The sequence below is a fragment of the Burkholderia sp. AW49-1 genome (genome assembly GCF_053427845.1).
In genome coordinates this window covers 17838-32943 of the sequence record NZ_JBSAXF010000003.1, presented here as the reverse complement: position 1 = coordinate 32943, position 15106 = coordinate 17838, and the positions used below count along the sequence as shown (strand labels likewise).

Genomic DNA, 15106 nt, shown 5'->3' with positions numbered 1-15106 from the left:
TTTTGATTGCACACAAAAATTTACTGTGTGATTCTTGATCCCATCTTTGTGTGAATCAGGTGCGGTGAAGGAGAGGCGTCATGGCGAACATCGCCATCGTGGGTGCAGGCTTCATCGGGCTCGGCGCGGCGGCATGGCTGCAGCGCGACGGGCACCGCGTCACGCTGTTCGATCCGGCCGGCGTTGGCCACGGCGCGTCGTTCGGCAACGCCGCGACGTTCGCGCCGTATGGCTGCGTGCCGGTGAACGGTCCGTCCGTGTTCCGCGACATGCCGCACTTCCTGTTCGCCGCCGACAGCCCGCTGCGCATCCGCTGGCCGTATCTGCTGCGCGGCGCGCCGTGGCTCGCGCGATTCCTCGTCGCGTCGACGCCGACGCACCACGCGCGCAGCGCTGGCGCGCTGGCCGCGCTGCTGTCGCGCGCCGCCGACGGCTATGCGCCGCTGCTCGCTTCCACGCGGCTCGCGGCATTCGTGCGGCCGCGCGAATGCCTGTACCTGTATGCACGGCAGGCGTCGTTCGACGCGGCGCAGCCGTCGCTCGCACTGCGGCGCCGGCTCGGCGTGCCGTTCGACACGCTCGACGCGGACGCGATCCGCCGGCTCGAGCCCGCGCTCGCGCCGATCTTCACGCGCGGCGTGCTGTTCCACGGCAGCTGGCATTTCTCGGATCCGTGCGGGTTTCTCGGCGAACTGTTCGCGCATCTGGCAACCGGCGGCGCGACGCTCGAACGCACGCAGGTCGACCGGATCGAGCCCGTCGGCGACGGCGCGAACCTTCATGCGGGCGGTGCGGTGCGTCCCTTCGATCATGTGGTGATTGCCGCTGGCGCCCGCTCGCGCGCATTCGCCGCCGCGTGCGGCGACACCGTGCCGCTCGATACCGAGCGCGGCTATCACGTGCAGTTCGCCGCGCATGAGCAGATCGTCACGCGGCCGGTCGGCTGGGCTGAGCGCGGGTTCTACATGACGCCGCTCGACGAAGGATTGCGCGCGGCCGGCACCGTCGAACTCGGCGGCTTCGACGCCGGCATGAACCGCTCGCTCGTCGCGCTGCTCACGCGTTCCGCACGCGAAGCGCTGCCTTCGCTCGGCGCACCGACGCGCAGCTGGCTCGGCTTTCGGCCCACGCTGCCGGACGGCGTGCCGGTGATCGGCCGCGCACGGCGCAGCGAGCACGTGATCCACGCATTCGGCCACCAGCATCTCGGCGTCACGCTCGCCGGCATCACCGGGCGGATCGTCGCCGATCTCGTCGCGCGACGCGCGCCGCCGCTGGATCTCACGCCATACCGGGCCGCGCGATTCTGACGCGCGCCACGATTTCCACCACTGCAAGGAGGCATCATGAATCGTCGTAACTGGCTGGCATGGCTGGCCGTCTGTTCGCTCGGCACGGCCGCTTCCGCATACGGCGCGGACCCGGAAACCGTCAAGATCGGCTTCGCCGGCCCGCTGACGGGGCCGGTCGCCCGCGTCGGCAAGGATCTTCAATACGGCGCGCAGCTCGCGCTCGACGAGGAGAACGCGAAACATCCGACCATCGGCGGCAAGCCCGTGCGTTTCGTACTCGACGTGCAGGACGACCAGGCCGACCCGCGCATCGCGATCCAGGTCGGGCAGAAGCTCGTCGACGACGGCGTGGTCGGCGTGATCGGCCACTACAACTCGGGCTGCAGCATCCCCGCGTCGGCCGTCTACAAGCAGGCGAACGTCGCGATGATCACGCCCGGCTCGACCAATCCGCAATTGACGATGCAAGGCTTCAAGAACGTGTTCCGCACGATGGGGCACGACGGTGTCGGCGGCGTGGTCGCCGGCCGCTTCGCGGTCGAGCAGCTGAAGGCGAAGCGGATCGGCATCATCGACGACCGCACCGCATTCGGACAGGGGCTTGCCGACGCTTTCGAGAAAGGCGTGAAGGACGCACACGGCAGCATCGTCGGCCGCGAATACACGAACGACAAGGCCGTCGATTTCCGCGGCATCCTGACGACGATGAAGAGCAACAACGTCGACCTGCTGTTCTTCGGCGGCCTCGACGAACAGGGTGCGATGCTCGTCAAGCAGATGCGCTCGCTCGGCATCCGCGCGCAGCTGTTCGGCGCCGGCGCGTTGAAAAGCAATGCATTCCTGAAGATCGCCGGCAACGCGGGCGAAGGCACGCAGGATCTCGAGCCGGGCCCGGCGCTCGACAAGCTGCCGTCCGCCATCGCGTTCGCGCAGCGCTACAAGGCGCGTTTCAACCAGGACGTCGAGCTGTATGCGCCGTTCGCGTACGACGCGGCGCTCGCGATGATCGCGGCGGTCCGCAAGGCCGATTCGGTCGACCGCGGCAAGATCGTCGCGAGCCTGCCGGGCGTGTCGGTCACGGGCGTGACGGGGAAGATCTCGTTCGACGAGCGCGGCGACCTGATCAAGCCGCCCTACACGCTGTTCCGCGTCGAACAGGGGCAGTGGCACAGCATTCGCACGGTTGGCGGCGCGTCGAACTGATCGACGCCGGGCAGCCCGGCAGCGGGCAGCGTCATCGCGCCGCCTGCTGCCGCTGCACCTCCTGCGCCTTCATCTGCAGATACGCGCCGCGCTCGACTTCGTGCAGTTGCTTCGGATACTGCTCGGTCGCGTCGAACCAGCGCGCAAGACGCTGGTCGAGCGGCTTGTCGAGCGTCGCGAGATACGTGTCGATCGCGAGGTAGTAGCGCATCGTGTTGCGCTCCAGCAATCCGCGCACGCCGCCGATGTACTGCGGCTGCGCCGCCGATGCGCCGCTGGCTGCCGTGAACCCGACCTTGTCGCTGCCGACCGTCGCGAGGTACGTCTTCATCGCCATGCGGCCGACGGCGCCGAAGCCGTACGAATACGTCAGGTGCAGGAACGTGCGCGATGCGCCGACCGGCACGGCCTCCAGCGCGATCCGGTAGTCCTTCGTGCCCATCGGGCCGCTGTCGGCGGTCAGGTCGACCTGGAAATAGTCGGGCGTCGCGGCGGCCACGCGGTAGCGGAACTGCACGCGATAGGTATCCGACAGCTTCTGCTCGATCTTGCGGCCGAGGTTCACGTCGAGCACGGGGCCGTCGCTGCCGGTCGACGCGTGACAGTACTTCGTGTTCAGGTGCAGGATCAGCACCGCGCACCAGTTCGCGGGGCCCTGCGCGGGATCGTTGAGCTTGCCGTTCACGACGGAAAACGGATAGTCGACGACGGCATAGATGTCGCCCTTCAGCGATGAAGACGCCTCGGACGATTCGAGGTACAGCGGGCGGTGGAACGGATTGTTCTTCAGTTGCTCGCCGAGGCTGTGATAGCGGTCGAGCAGCGCCGCCGCGCCGTCCGCGCCGAACGACAGCACGCTCCAGCCGACGCACAGGGCCGCGACGAGCGCGTGCCATGCGCGGCGCGCGTAGCGCGGTGCTGGCGGATGTTGGGATGTCTCCATTCTTGTGCTCCAGCGGGGGGCGCGGTGGTCGCGCACATGGTTCACAGAATACGCCGACCGCTATCGACCGCGCTTCACAGGCACCGGAAGCTGCGCAGCAGTGATCCGGATCAGCGCCGACAGCCATTCACGGTCGTCCCAGCGCTCGCCTCCGATGACGAGATGCGGCTTCGCCGTCGGATACGGTGGCGCTTCGTCGCAGGTGCCGAGAAACGCACGCCCGTCAGGCGTCGGCTTGACGAACAACCGGTCGTCGCACACCAGCGCGACCATCTTGCCGTCGCAGTAGATGCCGTATTCGCCGAACATCTTGCGCGCCGACACGGTGCCCGCCGCAACCATCTGCTCGACGACGAAATCGACGGTTCCCTGACTCGATGCCATCCATCCGCTCCATTACCGAATAACCCTTCTGACCGTCACCGACGCGGTGCCGTTCCGTTCGAATCTCGTGGGATCACGCGTGCGCCCTGCTCATTTGTCAGCCGAAAACGCACTCGACATCTGCCGCGCCCGCTTCGCATCGTCACCGTGCAGATAAATCGACGTCGTCGAGATCGACGCATGCCGCAGGTTGTCGCGCACCGTCGTCAGCTCCGCGCCGCGCGCGAGCGCGTGCGTCGCATGCGTATGACGCATCCAGTGCGGGCTCGCCTGGCGCAGCTTCTGCGCGAGCGCGGGGTTGTCGTCATCGACGAGCGCGGCCGTCTGCGTGAAGAAACGCTGCATCACCTTCCACAGCCGCACGCTCGTGATCCCGGCCGCCCCGTCTTCCGCCAGGCTCGGAATCAGCGGCGTATCCGGCCGCCAGCGCACCGGCGTCACCGGCAGCCGCCGCGCGACCAGATGACGATCGAGCGCCGTGCGCGCGAGCGGCGGCAGCGCGACGCGCGCGGCCTTGCTGCCCTTGCCGATCACCTTCAGCCACGCATCGCCGTGCCCATCCGTTTCGATGTCGCCGAGCGTCGCGCCGACCAGTTCGCTCGCACGCAGCCCGGTCGCATAGCCGAAATCGAGGATGAAACGCAGCCGTTGCGCGGCGGCTGGGGTCCAGCCGGACTGCGGTGCACCGGCCGGCTTGCCCTTGCGAAACTCGAGCCCGTCCGCGATCGTGCGCACGAGCAGCCACTCACCTTCCGTGAACGCATGCGACGTGTCCAGCGCATTCGCGCCGCGCGTATCGCGCACCTTGACGCCAGCGAACGGATTCGCGAGCAGATAGCGCTGCTCGATCAGCCAGCGGAACAGCGCGCCGAGGACCGACAGCGTGTACGCGGCCGAACGCGCGGACAATCCGCCCGAAAACGGCCGCCAGTCCGGCGCGCCGCGCGGCCGCACCGGGCCGATCCAGCGTTCGTGCGGCGTGGGGTTTCGCAGGAACGCGCGATACGCGACCGCATCCTCGGTGGTCAGCGACGACAGCGCACGCCCGCGCTCGACGATCGCCCACAGGATCAAGCGCTCGGCCTCTTTCCGGTACGCGCGGCGCGTCGCGGCCGATTCGTGCAGCGACAGCCAAGCGTGCACGGCCGCGTAATCGTTGTCCGCGTCGAGCGTGCTGGTCGCACGCGGCGCGCGGAACGTGCCGGCCGAACCGTCGACTTCGTGCGGCAGCTTCAGTTGCTCCCACGGCACGATGGCGCTGCGCGGCGTCGCCGCGATCAGCGCGCGCGCCCGCTCGGTCAGGTCGGGATGCGCGGAAAAGAACGCCTCGATGTGCCGCGCGCTCGCCATGCCGAGCCCCGCTATTGCGCGCCACCACTGACGCCGCCGCGGAATCCGCACGGTCAGGTCGGCCAGCGTCGCGATCCCGTGCGCGCGCAGCGCGACGACCGCGCGTGCGGGCAGCCACAAGCCGATGTCATCGCTGATCTGCGGCACCGGCGCACGCGCATGGCGCAACATGCCGATCGCATCGGTCGCGGCCTTCGCCATCTGGACGCGCGCGCTGTCGGCATGCGCGAGCTGCCCGGCGAGATCGGGCCGCCCGACCTGCCGCGCGACGCGCACGAGGCGGCGACGAATCCCGCCGATCACGCCGCGCGCCGACCGCCGTTCACCGAGCCGGTCGGGCAGATAGCGTTCGACCGCCTGACGCACGGTCATGCCCGCGTACCACGCACGCAGCGCGGCCAGTTCGTCGGCGTCGGGGAAGCCCGCTGGTGCGGGTGTGGAATCGGAGGAAGGCGATAAGGCGAGGCGCGGTGTCATGGGCGCCAGTTTGACAGAACTGCGGACGCTCGAAAACGCCCGACGTGCTGCAAGATGCGTGCGCGACGCCGGCGGCTGCCGGCATCGCGCACGAACGCTCAGCCCGTCACAGGCGTGCGCCGCACCTCGGACAGATAGATCAGGATCAGCGACACCCACACGATCCCGTAAAGGAACATGAAGCAGGTCGTGCGCACGCGCAGCAGGTCGAGCAGCAGGCCGAACAGGATCGGCAGCAGGAAGCCGCCGAGCCCGCCCGCGAGGCCGACGATGCCCGTGACGACGCCCATGTTGTCCGGGAAATCGTCGGCGACGTACTTGAACGTCGACGCCATCCCGAACGCGAACACGGCACCGAGCACGAAGGTCAGCGCGACGAAGCCGGCCACCGGCATCGACAGATTCAGCGACGCGGTGCCGTCGATCGTGTGAATCACGAAGTCGGTCGCCGGATACGACAGCAGGAACAGGCAGATCCACGCGACCCACAGCCCCCACCAGGTGACCGCATGCGCGCCGAAGCGGTCGGACAGCGCGCCGCCGAGCGCGCGCAGCACGGAGCCCGGCAGCGAGAAGCCGGCCGCGAACGCGGAGGCCATCACGAGCGACATCCCGTATTCGCTCTTCAGGTACTGCGGGATCCACAGCGACAGGGCGGTGAAGCCGCCGAACGTGATCGAGTAGTACTGGCAGAGCCGCCACACGCGCGGATCGCGCAGCACCTTGAACGCGTCGAGCATCGATCCGCCCCGTTTGCCCGCCCCCGGATCGGGCGCCGACGCGACCCAGAAGATCGCGGCCGTGACGAGCAATGCAACCGCGTAGACGCGCGGCACGAAACGCCAGCCATACGCGGACAGCAGCAGCGGAGTGACGAACAGATTGACTGCCGCGCCGCACGTGCCCGCACCGAACACGCCCATCGCGAGCCCGCGCCGCTTCGGCGGGAAGAAGCGCGCGACGTACGGTGTGCCGACCGCGAACGACGCGCCGACACAGCCGAGGAACAGCCCGATCACGAGGAACTGCCAGAGCTGCGTCGCGTAGCTGACGATGTAGACGGGAATCGCGCACACGACGAGCAGCACCGTCATCACGATGCGGCCGCCGAAGCGGTCGGTCCACGTTCCGAGCGGCAGGCGCATCAGCGCGCCGGTCAGCACGGGCGTCGACGTGAGCAGCCCGAATTCCGTGCTGTTCAGGCCAAGATCGGTGCGCAGCTGCACGCCGAGCACGCCGAACATCATCCACACGACGAAACACACCATGAACGCGAGCGTGCTCGCGGCCAGCACCGACCACGCGCGCAGCGGGATGGCCTGCGTGTCCGCGGACAGGCGGAAGTTACCTTGTTGAGTTGCCATACGCAAAACCTCGTTTCATTGGACGAGCGGCCCGTTCGCGCCGTCGAAAGTCACGCCTTCGACCCGCGCGCTGCCCGCGAGTATCGCCACGTACTGCCGCATCGCCCGCTGCCGCACGCGTTCCGACAGGTACGCGGCGATCTGGCCGGCGGCCTCGTCGAACGGCACCACGTCGCCCGGCACGCGGCGCTCGATGCGCACGATGTGGAAGCCGAAGCGGGTATTGACGAGTTTCGGCAGCACGCCGAGCCCGTCCGTGTCGAACAGCGCGGCCTCGAATTCCGGCACGGTGTCGCCGCGCAGGAGCTGCCCGAGGCTGCCGCCGACTTGTGCCGACGGACAATTCGACGATGCGCGCGCGACCGCTTCGAACGTGTCGGGCGCGGCCACCACGTCGGCGAGCGCACGTTCCGCGCGCTGCCTCAGCGGCGCGAGCGGCACGCGGTCGGTCACCGCGAACAGCACGTGGCTCGCATACACGATGTCGTTGCGGCGAAAGCGCGCCGGATACTGCGCGTAGTAGCGCTCGCAATCGGCGCGATCCGGTTCGGGCACGTGCGTCAGCTCGCGTTCGAGCAATGCGTCGACCGCTGTGTCGTCGAGCGGCGCGCCTTCGTCGATCAGCGCGAGCGACACCGCGCGCTGCCGCAGCAATTCGCGCACCGCGAGCGCATGCCGTGCCGCGTCGAGCGGATCGGGCGCGTCGCCGTGATGCTCGGCCTCGGCCGCGATGGCCGCATCGTCGATCGCAATGCCGTTGATCGTCAGCGGCGCGCTCGCGATTTCGGAGAGAACATCGTTCATATGGCCTCCTCAGCGCTTGCGCACGAGCTGGTACGGACGGATCAGGTACGCGACCGACGCGATGCCGCTCCAGATGTGCACCATCCGCGTGAACGGCGACACGAGGAAGATCGTGAAGCCCAGCAGGATATGCAGCCGGTACGTCAGCGGCACGCCGGCCAGCAGACTCGCGATGTCCGGCCGGAACGTGACGACGCCCTTCACGTAGTCGGTGAGCTGCTCGAACATCACGCCGTCCATGTGGCGCGTCGACAGCACGACGGTGCCGAGCCCGAGCGCGAGCTGCACCCACAGCATCAGCACGATCAGGATGTCGGACTTGCGGCTGTTCTTGCGGATGCGCGGGTCGCCGAGGCGTCGCCAGATCAGGATCGTCAGCCCGACGATCGCCGCGACCCCGGCCGCACCGCCCGCCACCATCGCCACGAGCTGGTGCCCGGACGCCGACAGGAATGGCGACACGAGCCAGTGCGGCGCGAGGAAGCCGCCGAAGTGCCCGAGCACGACGACCAGCACGCCCCAGTGGAACAGGTTGCTGCCGAGCCGCAGCATCCCGTGGCGCAGCAGCTGCGACGAATCGCTCTTCCAGGTGTACTGCTCGCGGTCGAAGCGGATCAGGCTGCCGACGAGCAGCACCGCGAGACAGATGTACGGATAGATCCCGAACAGGAACTGATGCAAATAAGCGTTCATGTCTTTCCCCAGTTGGGCCCGCGCTTACGCGCCGCGGGCCGGCCGCTTGTCGTGGAACCGCACCGTCTGCTCGGCTGGTGTCGCCGCACCGACGAAGCGCACCGCCTCGTCCGCATACGACGCGTCGAGCGCGCGGTAATCGTCGGCACTCGGCCGTTCGCCGGCGACGTCGTCGTCCGCGGCCGCGGGTGCGTCGACCGGCGCGAGGCCGGCCATCGGCAGCAGCGCGCCGACGACGAAGCTGTAATGGCTGCCGCGCTGCGCGAGCTGGCCGGCCAGCGCACGCAGGATTTCGCCGGTCTCGCCGAGCAGATTGCGCGCATCGGCCGCCGGCAGCCGCGACAGATATTCGAGGAACACGGGCAGGTAGTCGGGCAACTCGCCCGGATTCAACGTGAGCCCATGCCGGTCGTACATCTGCAGCAGGTCGACCATCGCCTGCCCGCGGTCGCGCGATTCGCCGTGCACGTGCTCGAACAGGTGCAGCGACGTCGCGCGGCCGCGATCGAACAGGGCGACGTAGTTCTCCTGCAGCGTCAGCAGATCACGCTCGCGCACGTAGGCGAAGAAGCGGTCGAGGCCTGCGCGCACCGCCTTCGGCACGCGCACGTTTTCGCGCAGGTGAGCTTCGATCGAATCGAGCACGTCGATGAGCGCTTCGTCGGGATAGTCGAGCAGCGCCGCGAACGCTGCATAGGTCGGATCGGATGCGGTGCTCATCGGGACGCCTCGTGAATCGGGATGGTTTTCGTGCCCTTCTTCGGACTGAACAGGCTGCCCTCCGAACGGCCGTCGGAACAGCCGTTGCCGAACGAGAAGCCGCACGACGCGCGCAGGTCGTATGCATTCTCCGCATACTCGCGGTGCGTCGTCGGGATCACGAAGCGATCCTCGTAATTCGCGATCGCGAGATAGCGGTACATCTCCTCGACCTGCGCGAGCGACAGACCGACCTGGTCGAGCACCCCGCGCGCATCGATGCCGTCGACGTGACGCGCGCGCATGAACGCACGCATCGCGAGCAGCCGTTCGAGCGCGAGCTTCACGGGCGCCTCGTCGCCGGCCGTCAGCAGGTTCGCCAGATAGCGCAGCGGAATGCGCAGCGATTCGACGTCCGGCAGGTAGCCGTTCATCCCGAGCGCGCCGCTGTTCGCGGCCGAGTTGATCGGCGACAGCGGCGGCACGTACCAGACCATCGGCAACGTCCGGTATTCCGGATGCAGCGGGAACGCGATCTTCCAGTCGATCGCCATCTTGTAGGTCGGCGAGCGGCGCGCGGCGTCGAGCCACGCGGCCGGCACGCCGTCGCGCTCGGCCTGCGCGATCACGGCCGGGTCCTCCGGATCGAGGAACAGCGACAGCTGCGCTTCATACAGGTCCTTCTCGTTCTCCGCGCTCGCGGCTTCGCTGATCCTGTCGGCGTCATACAGCAGCACGCCGAGGTAGCGGATGCGGCCCACGCAGGTTTCCGAACACACGGTCGGCTGGCCGGCCTCGATGCGCGGATAGCAGAAGATGCACTTCTCGGCCTTGCCGCTCTGCCAGTTGTAGTAGATCTTCTTGTACGGACAGCCCGACACGCACATGCGCCAGCCGCGGCACTTGTCCTGGTCGATCAGCACGATGCCGTCTTCCTCGCGCTTGTAGATCGAGCCCGACGGACACGCCGCGACGCACGCCGGATTCAGGCAGTGCTCGCAAAGGCGCGGCAGGTACATCATGAAGGTGTTCTCGAACTGCCCGTAGATCTCCTTCTGCACCGCCTCGAAGTTGTAGTCCTTCGCGCGCTTCTCGAACTCGCCGCCGAGGATTTCCTCCCAGTTCGGGCCCCACTCGATCTTCTCGAGCCGCTGGCCGCTGATCAGCGAACGCGGTCGCGCGACCGGCATCGCGCGCGTGTTGCCCGCCTCCTGAAGATGGCCGTAGTCGAACGTGAACGGCTCGTAGTAATCGTCGATCTCGGGCAGGTGCGGGTTCGCGAAAATCTGCGCGAGCAGCCGCCACTTGCCGCCCAGACGCGGCTCGATCCTGCCGTCCGCACGGCGCTGCCAGCCGCCGCGCCAGCGCTCCTGATTCTCCCAGTCCTTCGGATAGCCGATGCCCGGCTTCGTCTCGACGTTGTTGAACCACGCGTACTCCATCCCTTCGCGGCTGGTCCACACGTTCTTGCAGGTCACCGAGCAGGTATGGCACCCGATGCATTTGTCGAGGTTCAGCACCATCGCGATCTGTGCGCGTACCTTCATGACGTTTCTCCATCCCGTACGACCTGTGTTGTCGGGTCGACCGCGGTTTCCTCGCCGTCGAGCCAGTCGATCTTGCTCATCCTGCGCACGATCAGGAACTCGTCGCGATTCGAGCCAACCGTGCCGTAATAGTTGAAGCCGTACGACAACTGCGCGTAGCCGCCGATCATGTGAGTCGGCTTCAGCGCGATGCGCGTGACCGAGTTGTGGATGCCCCCGCGTGTGCCGGTGATCTCCGAGCCCGGCGTGTTCACGATCTTTTCCTGCGCGTGGTACATCATCACCATCCCGGACGGAATCCGCTGGCTCACGACCGCCCGCGCGCACAACGCGCCATTCGAGTTGTAGCACTCGATCCAGTCGTTATCGACCGCGCCGATCGCCTTCGCGTCGTCCTCCGACATCCACACGATCGGGCCACCGCGCGACAGCGTCAGCATCAGCAGGCTGTCGGTATACGTGCTGTGGATCCCCCACTTCTGGTGCGGCGTCAGGAAGTTCAGCACGCGCTCGGGGTTGCCATTCGAGCGCTTGCCGACCATGTGCGCATAGCTCCCCGTGTCGATCGGCGGCTTGTACACGCACAGCGACTCGCCGAACGCACGCATCCACGCATGATCCTGGTAAAGCTGCTGACGGCCCGTCAGCGTGCGCCACGGCACCAGCTCGTGCACGTTCACGTAACCGGCGTTGTATGACACATGCTCGGATTCGATCCCGCTCCACGTCGGCGACGAGATGATCTTGCGCGGCTGCGCCTGGATGTCGCGGAAGCGGATCTTCTCGTCCTCGCGCGCGGCGGCCAGGTGCGTGTGGTCGATGCCGGTGATGCCCGACAGCGCGCGCCATGCCTTCACCGCGACTTCGCCGTTGGTTTCCGGCGCGAGCGCGAGAATCACCTCGGCTGCGTCGAGCGCGGTGTCGATGCGCGGGCGCCCCTGCGTGGCGCCGCCGGCAACCTGATAGTTGAGCCGGCCGAGCAGTTTCACTTCGTCCTTCGTGTCCCAGCCAATGCCCTTGCCCGCGTTGCCGAGCTTGTCCATCAACGGGCCGAGCGACGTGAAGCGTGCATAGGTGTTCGGATAATCGCGCTCGACGGCGATCACCGCCGGCATCGTGCGGCCCGGCACCGGCTCGCATTCGCCGCGCTTCCAGTCCTGCACGTCGAACGGCTGCGCGAGTTCGCCCGGCGTATCGTGCGCAATCGGTGCGAGCACGACGTCGCGTTCGACGCCGAGATGCCCGTCGCACAGTTCGGAGAAGCGCTTCGCGATCCCCTTGAAGATCTCCCAGTCGCTCTTCGATTCCCACGCGGGATCGACCGCCGCCGACAGCGGATGGATGAACGGGTGCATGTCGGACGTGTTCATGTCGTCCTTCTCGTACCATGTCGCGGTCGGCAGCACGACGTCCGAATACATGCAGGTGGTCGACATCCGGAAGTCGAGCGTGACGAGCAGGTCGAGCTTGCCGCGCGGCGCTTCGTCGTGCCACTTCACTTCCTCGGGGCGCGCGCCGCCCGTCGTGCCGAGGTCGTCGCCCTGCACGCCGTTGGTCGTGCCGAGCAGGTGCTTCAGGAAATACTCGTGACCCTTGCCCGACGAACCGAGCAGGTTCGAACGCCACACGAACAGATTGCGCGGGAAGTTGTCGGGGGAATCCGGGTCCTCGCACGCCATCCGCAGCATGCCGGCCTTCAGTTGCCGCGCGACATCGGCGCCCGCCTGCGCCGGGTCGCCGAGACTTGCGCCGACCTTCAGCGGATTGACCGCGAGTTGCGGCGCGGACGGCAGCCAGCCCATCCGTTCGGCGCGCACGTTGTAGTCGATCGGCGAACCGTGGAACTGCGTCTTGTCCGCGAGCGGTGACAGCAGCGCGCCCGGGTCCATCGTGTCGTAGCGCCACTGGTCGGTGTGCGCGTAGAAGAACGACGTCGCGTTCATGTGGCGTGGCGGCCGGTTCCAGTCGAGCGCGAATGCGAGCGCGGTCCAGCCCGTCTGCGGACGCAGCTTCTCCTGGCCCACGTAATGCGACCAGCCGCCGCCCGGCTTGCCGACGCAGCCGCACATGATCAGCATGTTGATGATCGCGCGGTACGACATGTCCATGTGGAACCAGTGGTTGATCCCCGCGCCGATGATCACCATCGACTTGCCTTGCGTCTTGTGCGCGTTCTCCGCGAACTGCCGCGCAACCGAGATCACATCCGCGCGCTTCACGCCCGTGATCGTTTCCTGCCACGCCGGCGTATACGGAAGATCGTCGTCGTAGCTCGCGGCCACGTCGCGCCCGCCCAGTCCCTGGTCGAGCCCGTAGTTCGCGACGAACAGATCGTAGACGGTCGCGACCAGCATCTCGCCGTCGCGCGTCGCGACGCGTCGCACGCCGATCCGGCGCGACAGCTCGGAGCCGTGCTGCGTCGAGTTGAAATGCGCGTGCGGCTGGTTGCCGAAATACGGAAACAGCACGTCGACCACATCGTCGTGTTCGGCCGTGCAGGACAGCCGCGGCGACAGCGCCGCGCCCTTCGACGTCTCGCCGCGCAAGTTCCACTTGCCCTTGTCGTTCGATCCGTCCTTGGCCTGCTGCCCCCAGCGGAAGCCGATCGAGCCTACCGGCACGACGAATTCACCGGTCGCGTCGTCGATCATTACGGTCTTCCACTCCGGGTGCGCGGCCTCGTCGAGCGCATCGTCGAAATCGGATGCGCGCACGAGGCGCTCGGGCACGTAGCCGTCGCCGTGCGGCACCAGGCGCACGAGCGCAGGCATGTCGGTATAGCGCTTGCAGTAGTCGATGAAATAGTCGCTCTTGCCCGCGAGGTGGAACTCCTTCAGGATCACGTGACCCATCGCGAGCGCGAGCGCCGCGTCGGTGCCCTGCTTCGGATGCAGCCACAGATCGCCGAACTTCGCGCCTTCCGAGTAATCGGGGAACACCGACACGACCTTGGTGCCGCGATAGCGCGCCTCGACGAGGAAGTGCGCGTCGGGCGTGCGGGTCTGCGGGACGTTGGAGCCCCACATCATGATGAACGTCGAGTTGTACCAGTCAGCCGATTCCGGCACGTCGGTCTGCTCGCCCCAGGTCTGCGGCGACGCGGGCGGCAGGTCGCAATACCAGTCGTAGAAGCTCAGGCACACGCCGCCGATCAGCGACAGGTAGCGCGAACCTGCCGCATACGACACCATCGACATCGCCGGGATCGGCGAGAAGCCGACCACGCGATCGGGGCCGTGCCGCTCGACCGTGTAAACGTTTGCGGCCGCAACGATCTCGTTGACCTCGTCCCAGCTCGCGCGCACGAAGCCGCCGAGCCCGCGCCGGCTCTGGTACGAGCGCCGCGCGTCGTCGTCCTCGACGATCGAGCGCCATGCGTCGACCGGCGCGAGCGTGCGGCGGCGTTCGCGCCACAGCTTCACCAGCGCGCTGCGCACCATCGGATGCTTGAGACGGTTCGCACTATATAGATACCAGGAGTACGAAGCGCCGCGCGAGCAGCCACGCGGTTCGTGGTTCGGCATGTCGGGGCGCGTGCGCGGGTAGTCAGTCTGCTGGGTTTCCCAGGTGACGATCCCGCCTTTCACGTAGACCTTCCATGAGCACGACCCCGTGCAGTTCACCCCGTGGGTCGAACGGACGATCTTGTCGTGCTGCCAGCGCAGCCGATAGCCGTCTTCCCATTTGCGGTCCTCGTCCGTGACGGCACCGTGTCCGTCGGAGAATGTTGGCCTGGTGGTGGAGAAATAACGCAATCTGTCCAGGAAATGGCTCATGGGGATCTCGTTTTTTCCGGTCTCTTGGCAGACCCTGAATATTTAAGGAGGTGATATCCCGGATGTAAAGGACGATCGGCATTCGGCTCGTTGCGTTCGCCTCCATCCCTTGGCGTCCGGGTCGAATGAATTCTCTTTCGGATCGACATATCACGGCTTGATACAAATCACGATATCGTTGCCCCGGCACGCATCGGTGTTAAATGGGGACCGATGCAGGCGCGTCAATGGCATGCGCGCTACCGGCGCCGTCGCGTCACGCGTTCGCCCATCGCGGCCACGCATGGCCGGAGCGAGGTTCGGGATTGACCGGCATCGTGTGGCGTCGGATCGACCGGTGTTCGCCATTCGGAATCGCCGCGCGGCTCTTGTCACGAAAGACTTCGAATCGGGATTGACGGGTTGCAGGCAGGCGCTCGATCACACGTTCATGCGCGGGAGCCGCATTGTCACGACGTCCCGCGTTTTCGCGGCGCGATGCAATCACGCACGAGTCGCAGCCGCATGCGCGCCACCGGCTGCCGTGCCAGGCCGGATCAATACGGGCATGTCGCCGAAGGAAAGTTGCGAGGAC

Annotated in this window: 11 protein-coding genes; 2 read left to right on the top strand and 9 right to left on the bottom strand. The window is 67.1% G+C overall.

The genetic code is table 11. From position 1 onward, the window contains the following. Positions 1-80 precede the first annotated feature (80 nt). Positions 81-1310 carry an NAD(P)/FAD-dependent oxidoreductase gene (locus tag ACV22W_RS06670; protein WP_448018465.1) on the top strand — a complete coding sequence of 410 codons (1230 nt, stop codon included), beginning with the start codon at positions 81-83 and terminating at the stop codon, positions 1308-1310. A 36-nt stretch (positions 1311-1346) separates the two neighbouring features. Continuing rightward, positions 1347-2495 (top strand): branched-chain amino acid ABC transporter substrate-binding protein, encoded by a 1149-nt coding sequence (locus tag ACV22W_RS06665; RefSeq protein WP_448018464.1) that lies wholly within the window; start codon positions 1347-1349, stop codon positions 2493-2495. 31 nt (positions 2496-2526) lie between these two features. Here the strand turns inward: ACV22W_RS06665 and ACV22W_RS06660 are convergent, their stop codons facing one another. The 9 genes from ACV22W_RS06660 to ACV22W_RS06620 all read right to left on the bottom strand — a co-directional run bounded on the left by ACV22W_RS06660 (position 2527) and on the right by ACV22W_RS06620 (position 14532). Then, entirely contained in the window at positions 2527-3438 is a 912-nt protein-coding gene (locus tag ACV22W_RS06660; protein WP_448018463.1) for a hypothetical protein, read from the bottom strand. A 60-nt stretch (positions 3439-3498) separates the two neighbouring features. Continuing rightward, positions 3499-3822, bottom strand: a complete 324-nt coding sequence (locus tag ACV22W_RS06655) for a TfoX/Sxy family protein (protein WP_448018462.1) — start codon at positions 3820-3822, stop codon at positions 3499-3501. Between the two features lie 90 nt (positions 3823-3912). After that, entirely contained in the window at positions 3913-5649 is a 1737-nt protein-coding gene (locus ACV22W_RS06650; protein WP_448018461.1) for a phage integrase family protein, read from the bottom strand. Between the two features lie 98 nt (positions 5650-5747). Continuing rightward, the gene (locus tag ACV22W_RS06645) at positions 5748-7013 is read right to left on the bottom strand and encodes an MFS transporter (protein ID WP_448018460.1); all 1266 of its coding nucleotides are present in this window, start codon (positions 7011-7013) and stop codon (positions 5748-5750) included. A 15-nt stretch (positions 7014-7028) separates the two neighbouring features. Then, entirely contained in the window at positions 7029-7817 is a 789-nt protein-coding gene (locus ACV22W_RS06640) for a peptidylprolyl isomerase (protein ID WP_448018459.1), read from the bottom strand. 9 nt (positions 7818-7826) lie between these two features. Beyond that, positions 7827-8510: a respiratory nitrate reductase subunit gamma gene (gene narI, locus ACV22W_RS06635; protein WP_448018458.1), complete on the bottom strand. Its 684-nt coding sequence runs from the start codon at positions 8508-8510 to the stop codon at positions 7827-7829. A gap of 24 nt (positions 8511-8534) precedes the next feature. Then, entirely contained in the window at positions 8535-9230 is a 696-nt protein-coding gene (narJ, locus tag ACV22W_RS06630; protein WP_448018457.1) for a nitrate reductase molybdenum cofactor assembly chaperone, read from the bottom strand. Next, complete coding sequence (gene narH, locus ACV22W_RS06625; protein ID WP_448018456.1) at positions 9227-10756, bottom strand: nitrate reductase subunit beta; 1530 nt, start codon at positions 10754-10756, stop codon at positions 9227-9229. The genes narJ and narH overlap by 4 nt, the downstream gene beginning before the upstream one ends. Further along, positions 10753-14532: a nitrate reductase subunit alpha gene (locus ACV22W_RS06620; protein ID WP_448018455.1), complete on the bottom strand. Its 3780-nt coding sequence runs from the start codon at positions 14530-14532 to the stop codon at positions 10753-10755. The genes narH and ACV22W_RS06620 overlap by 4 nt, the downstream gene beginning before the upstream one ends. Positions 14533-15106 lie beyond the last annotated feature (574 nt).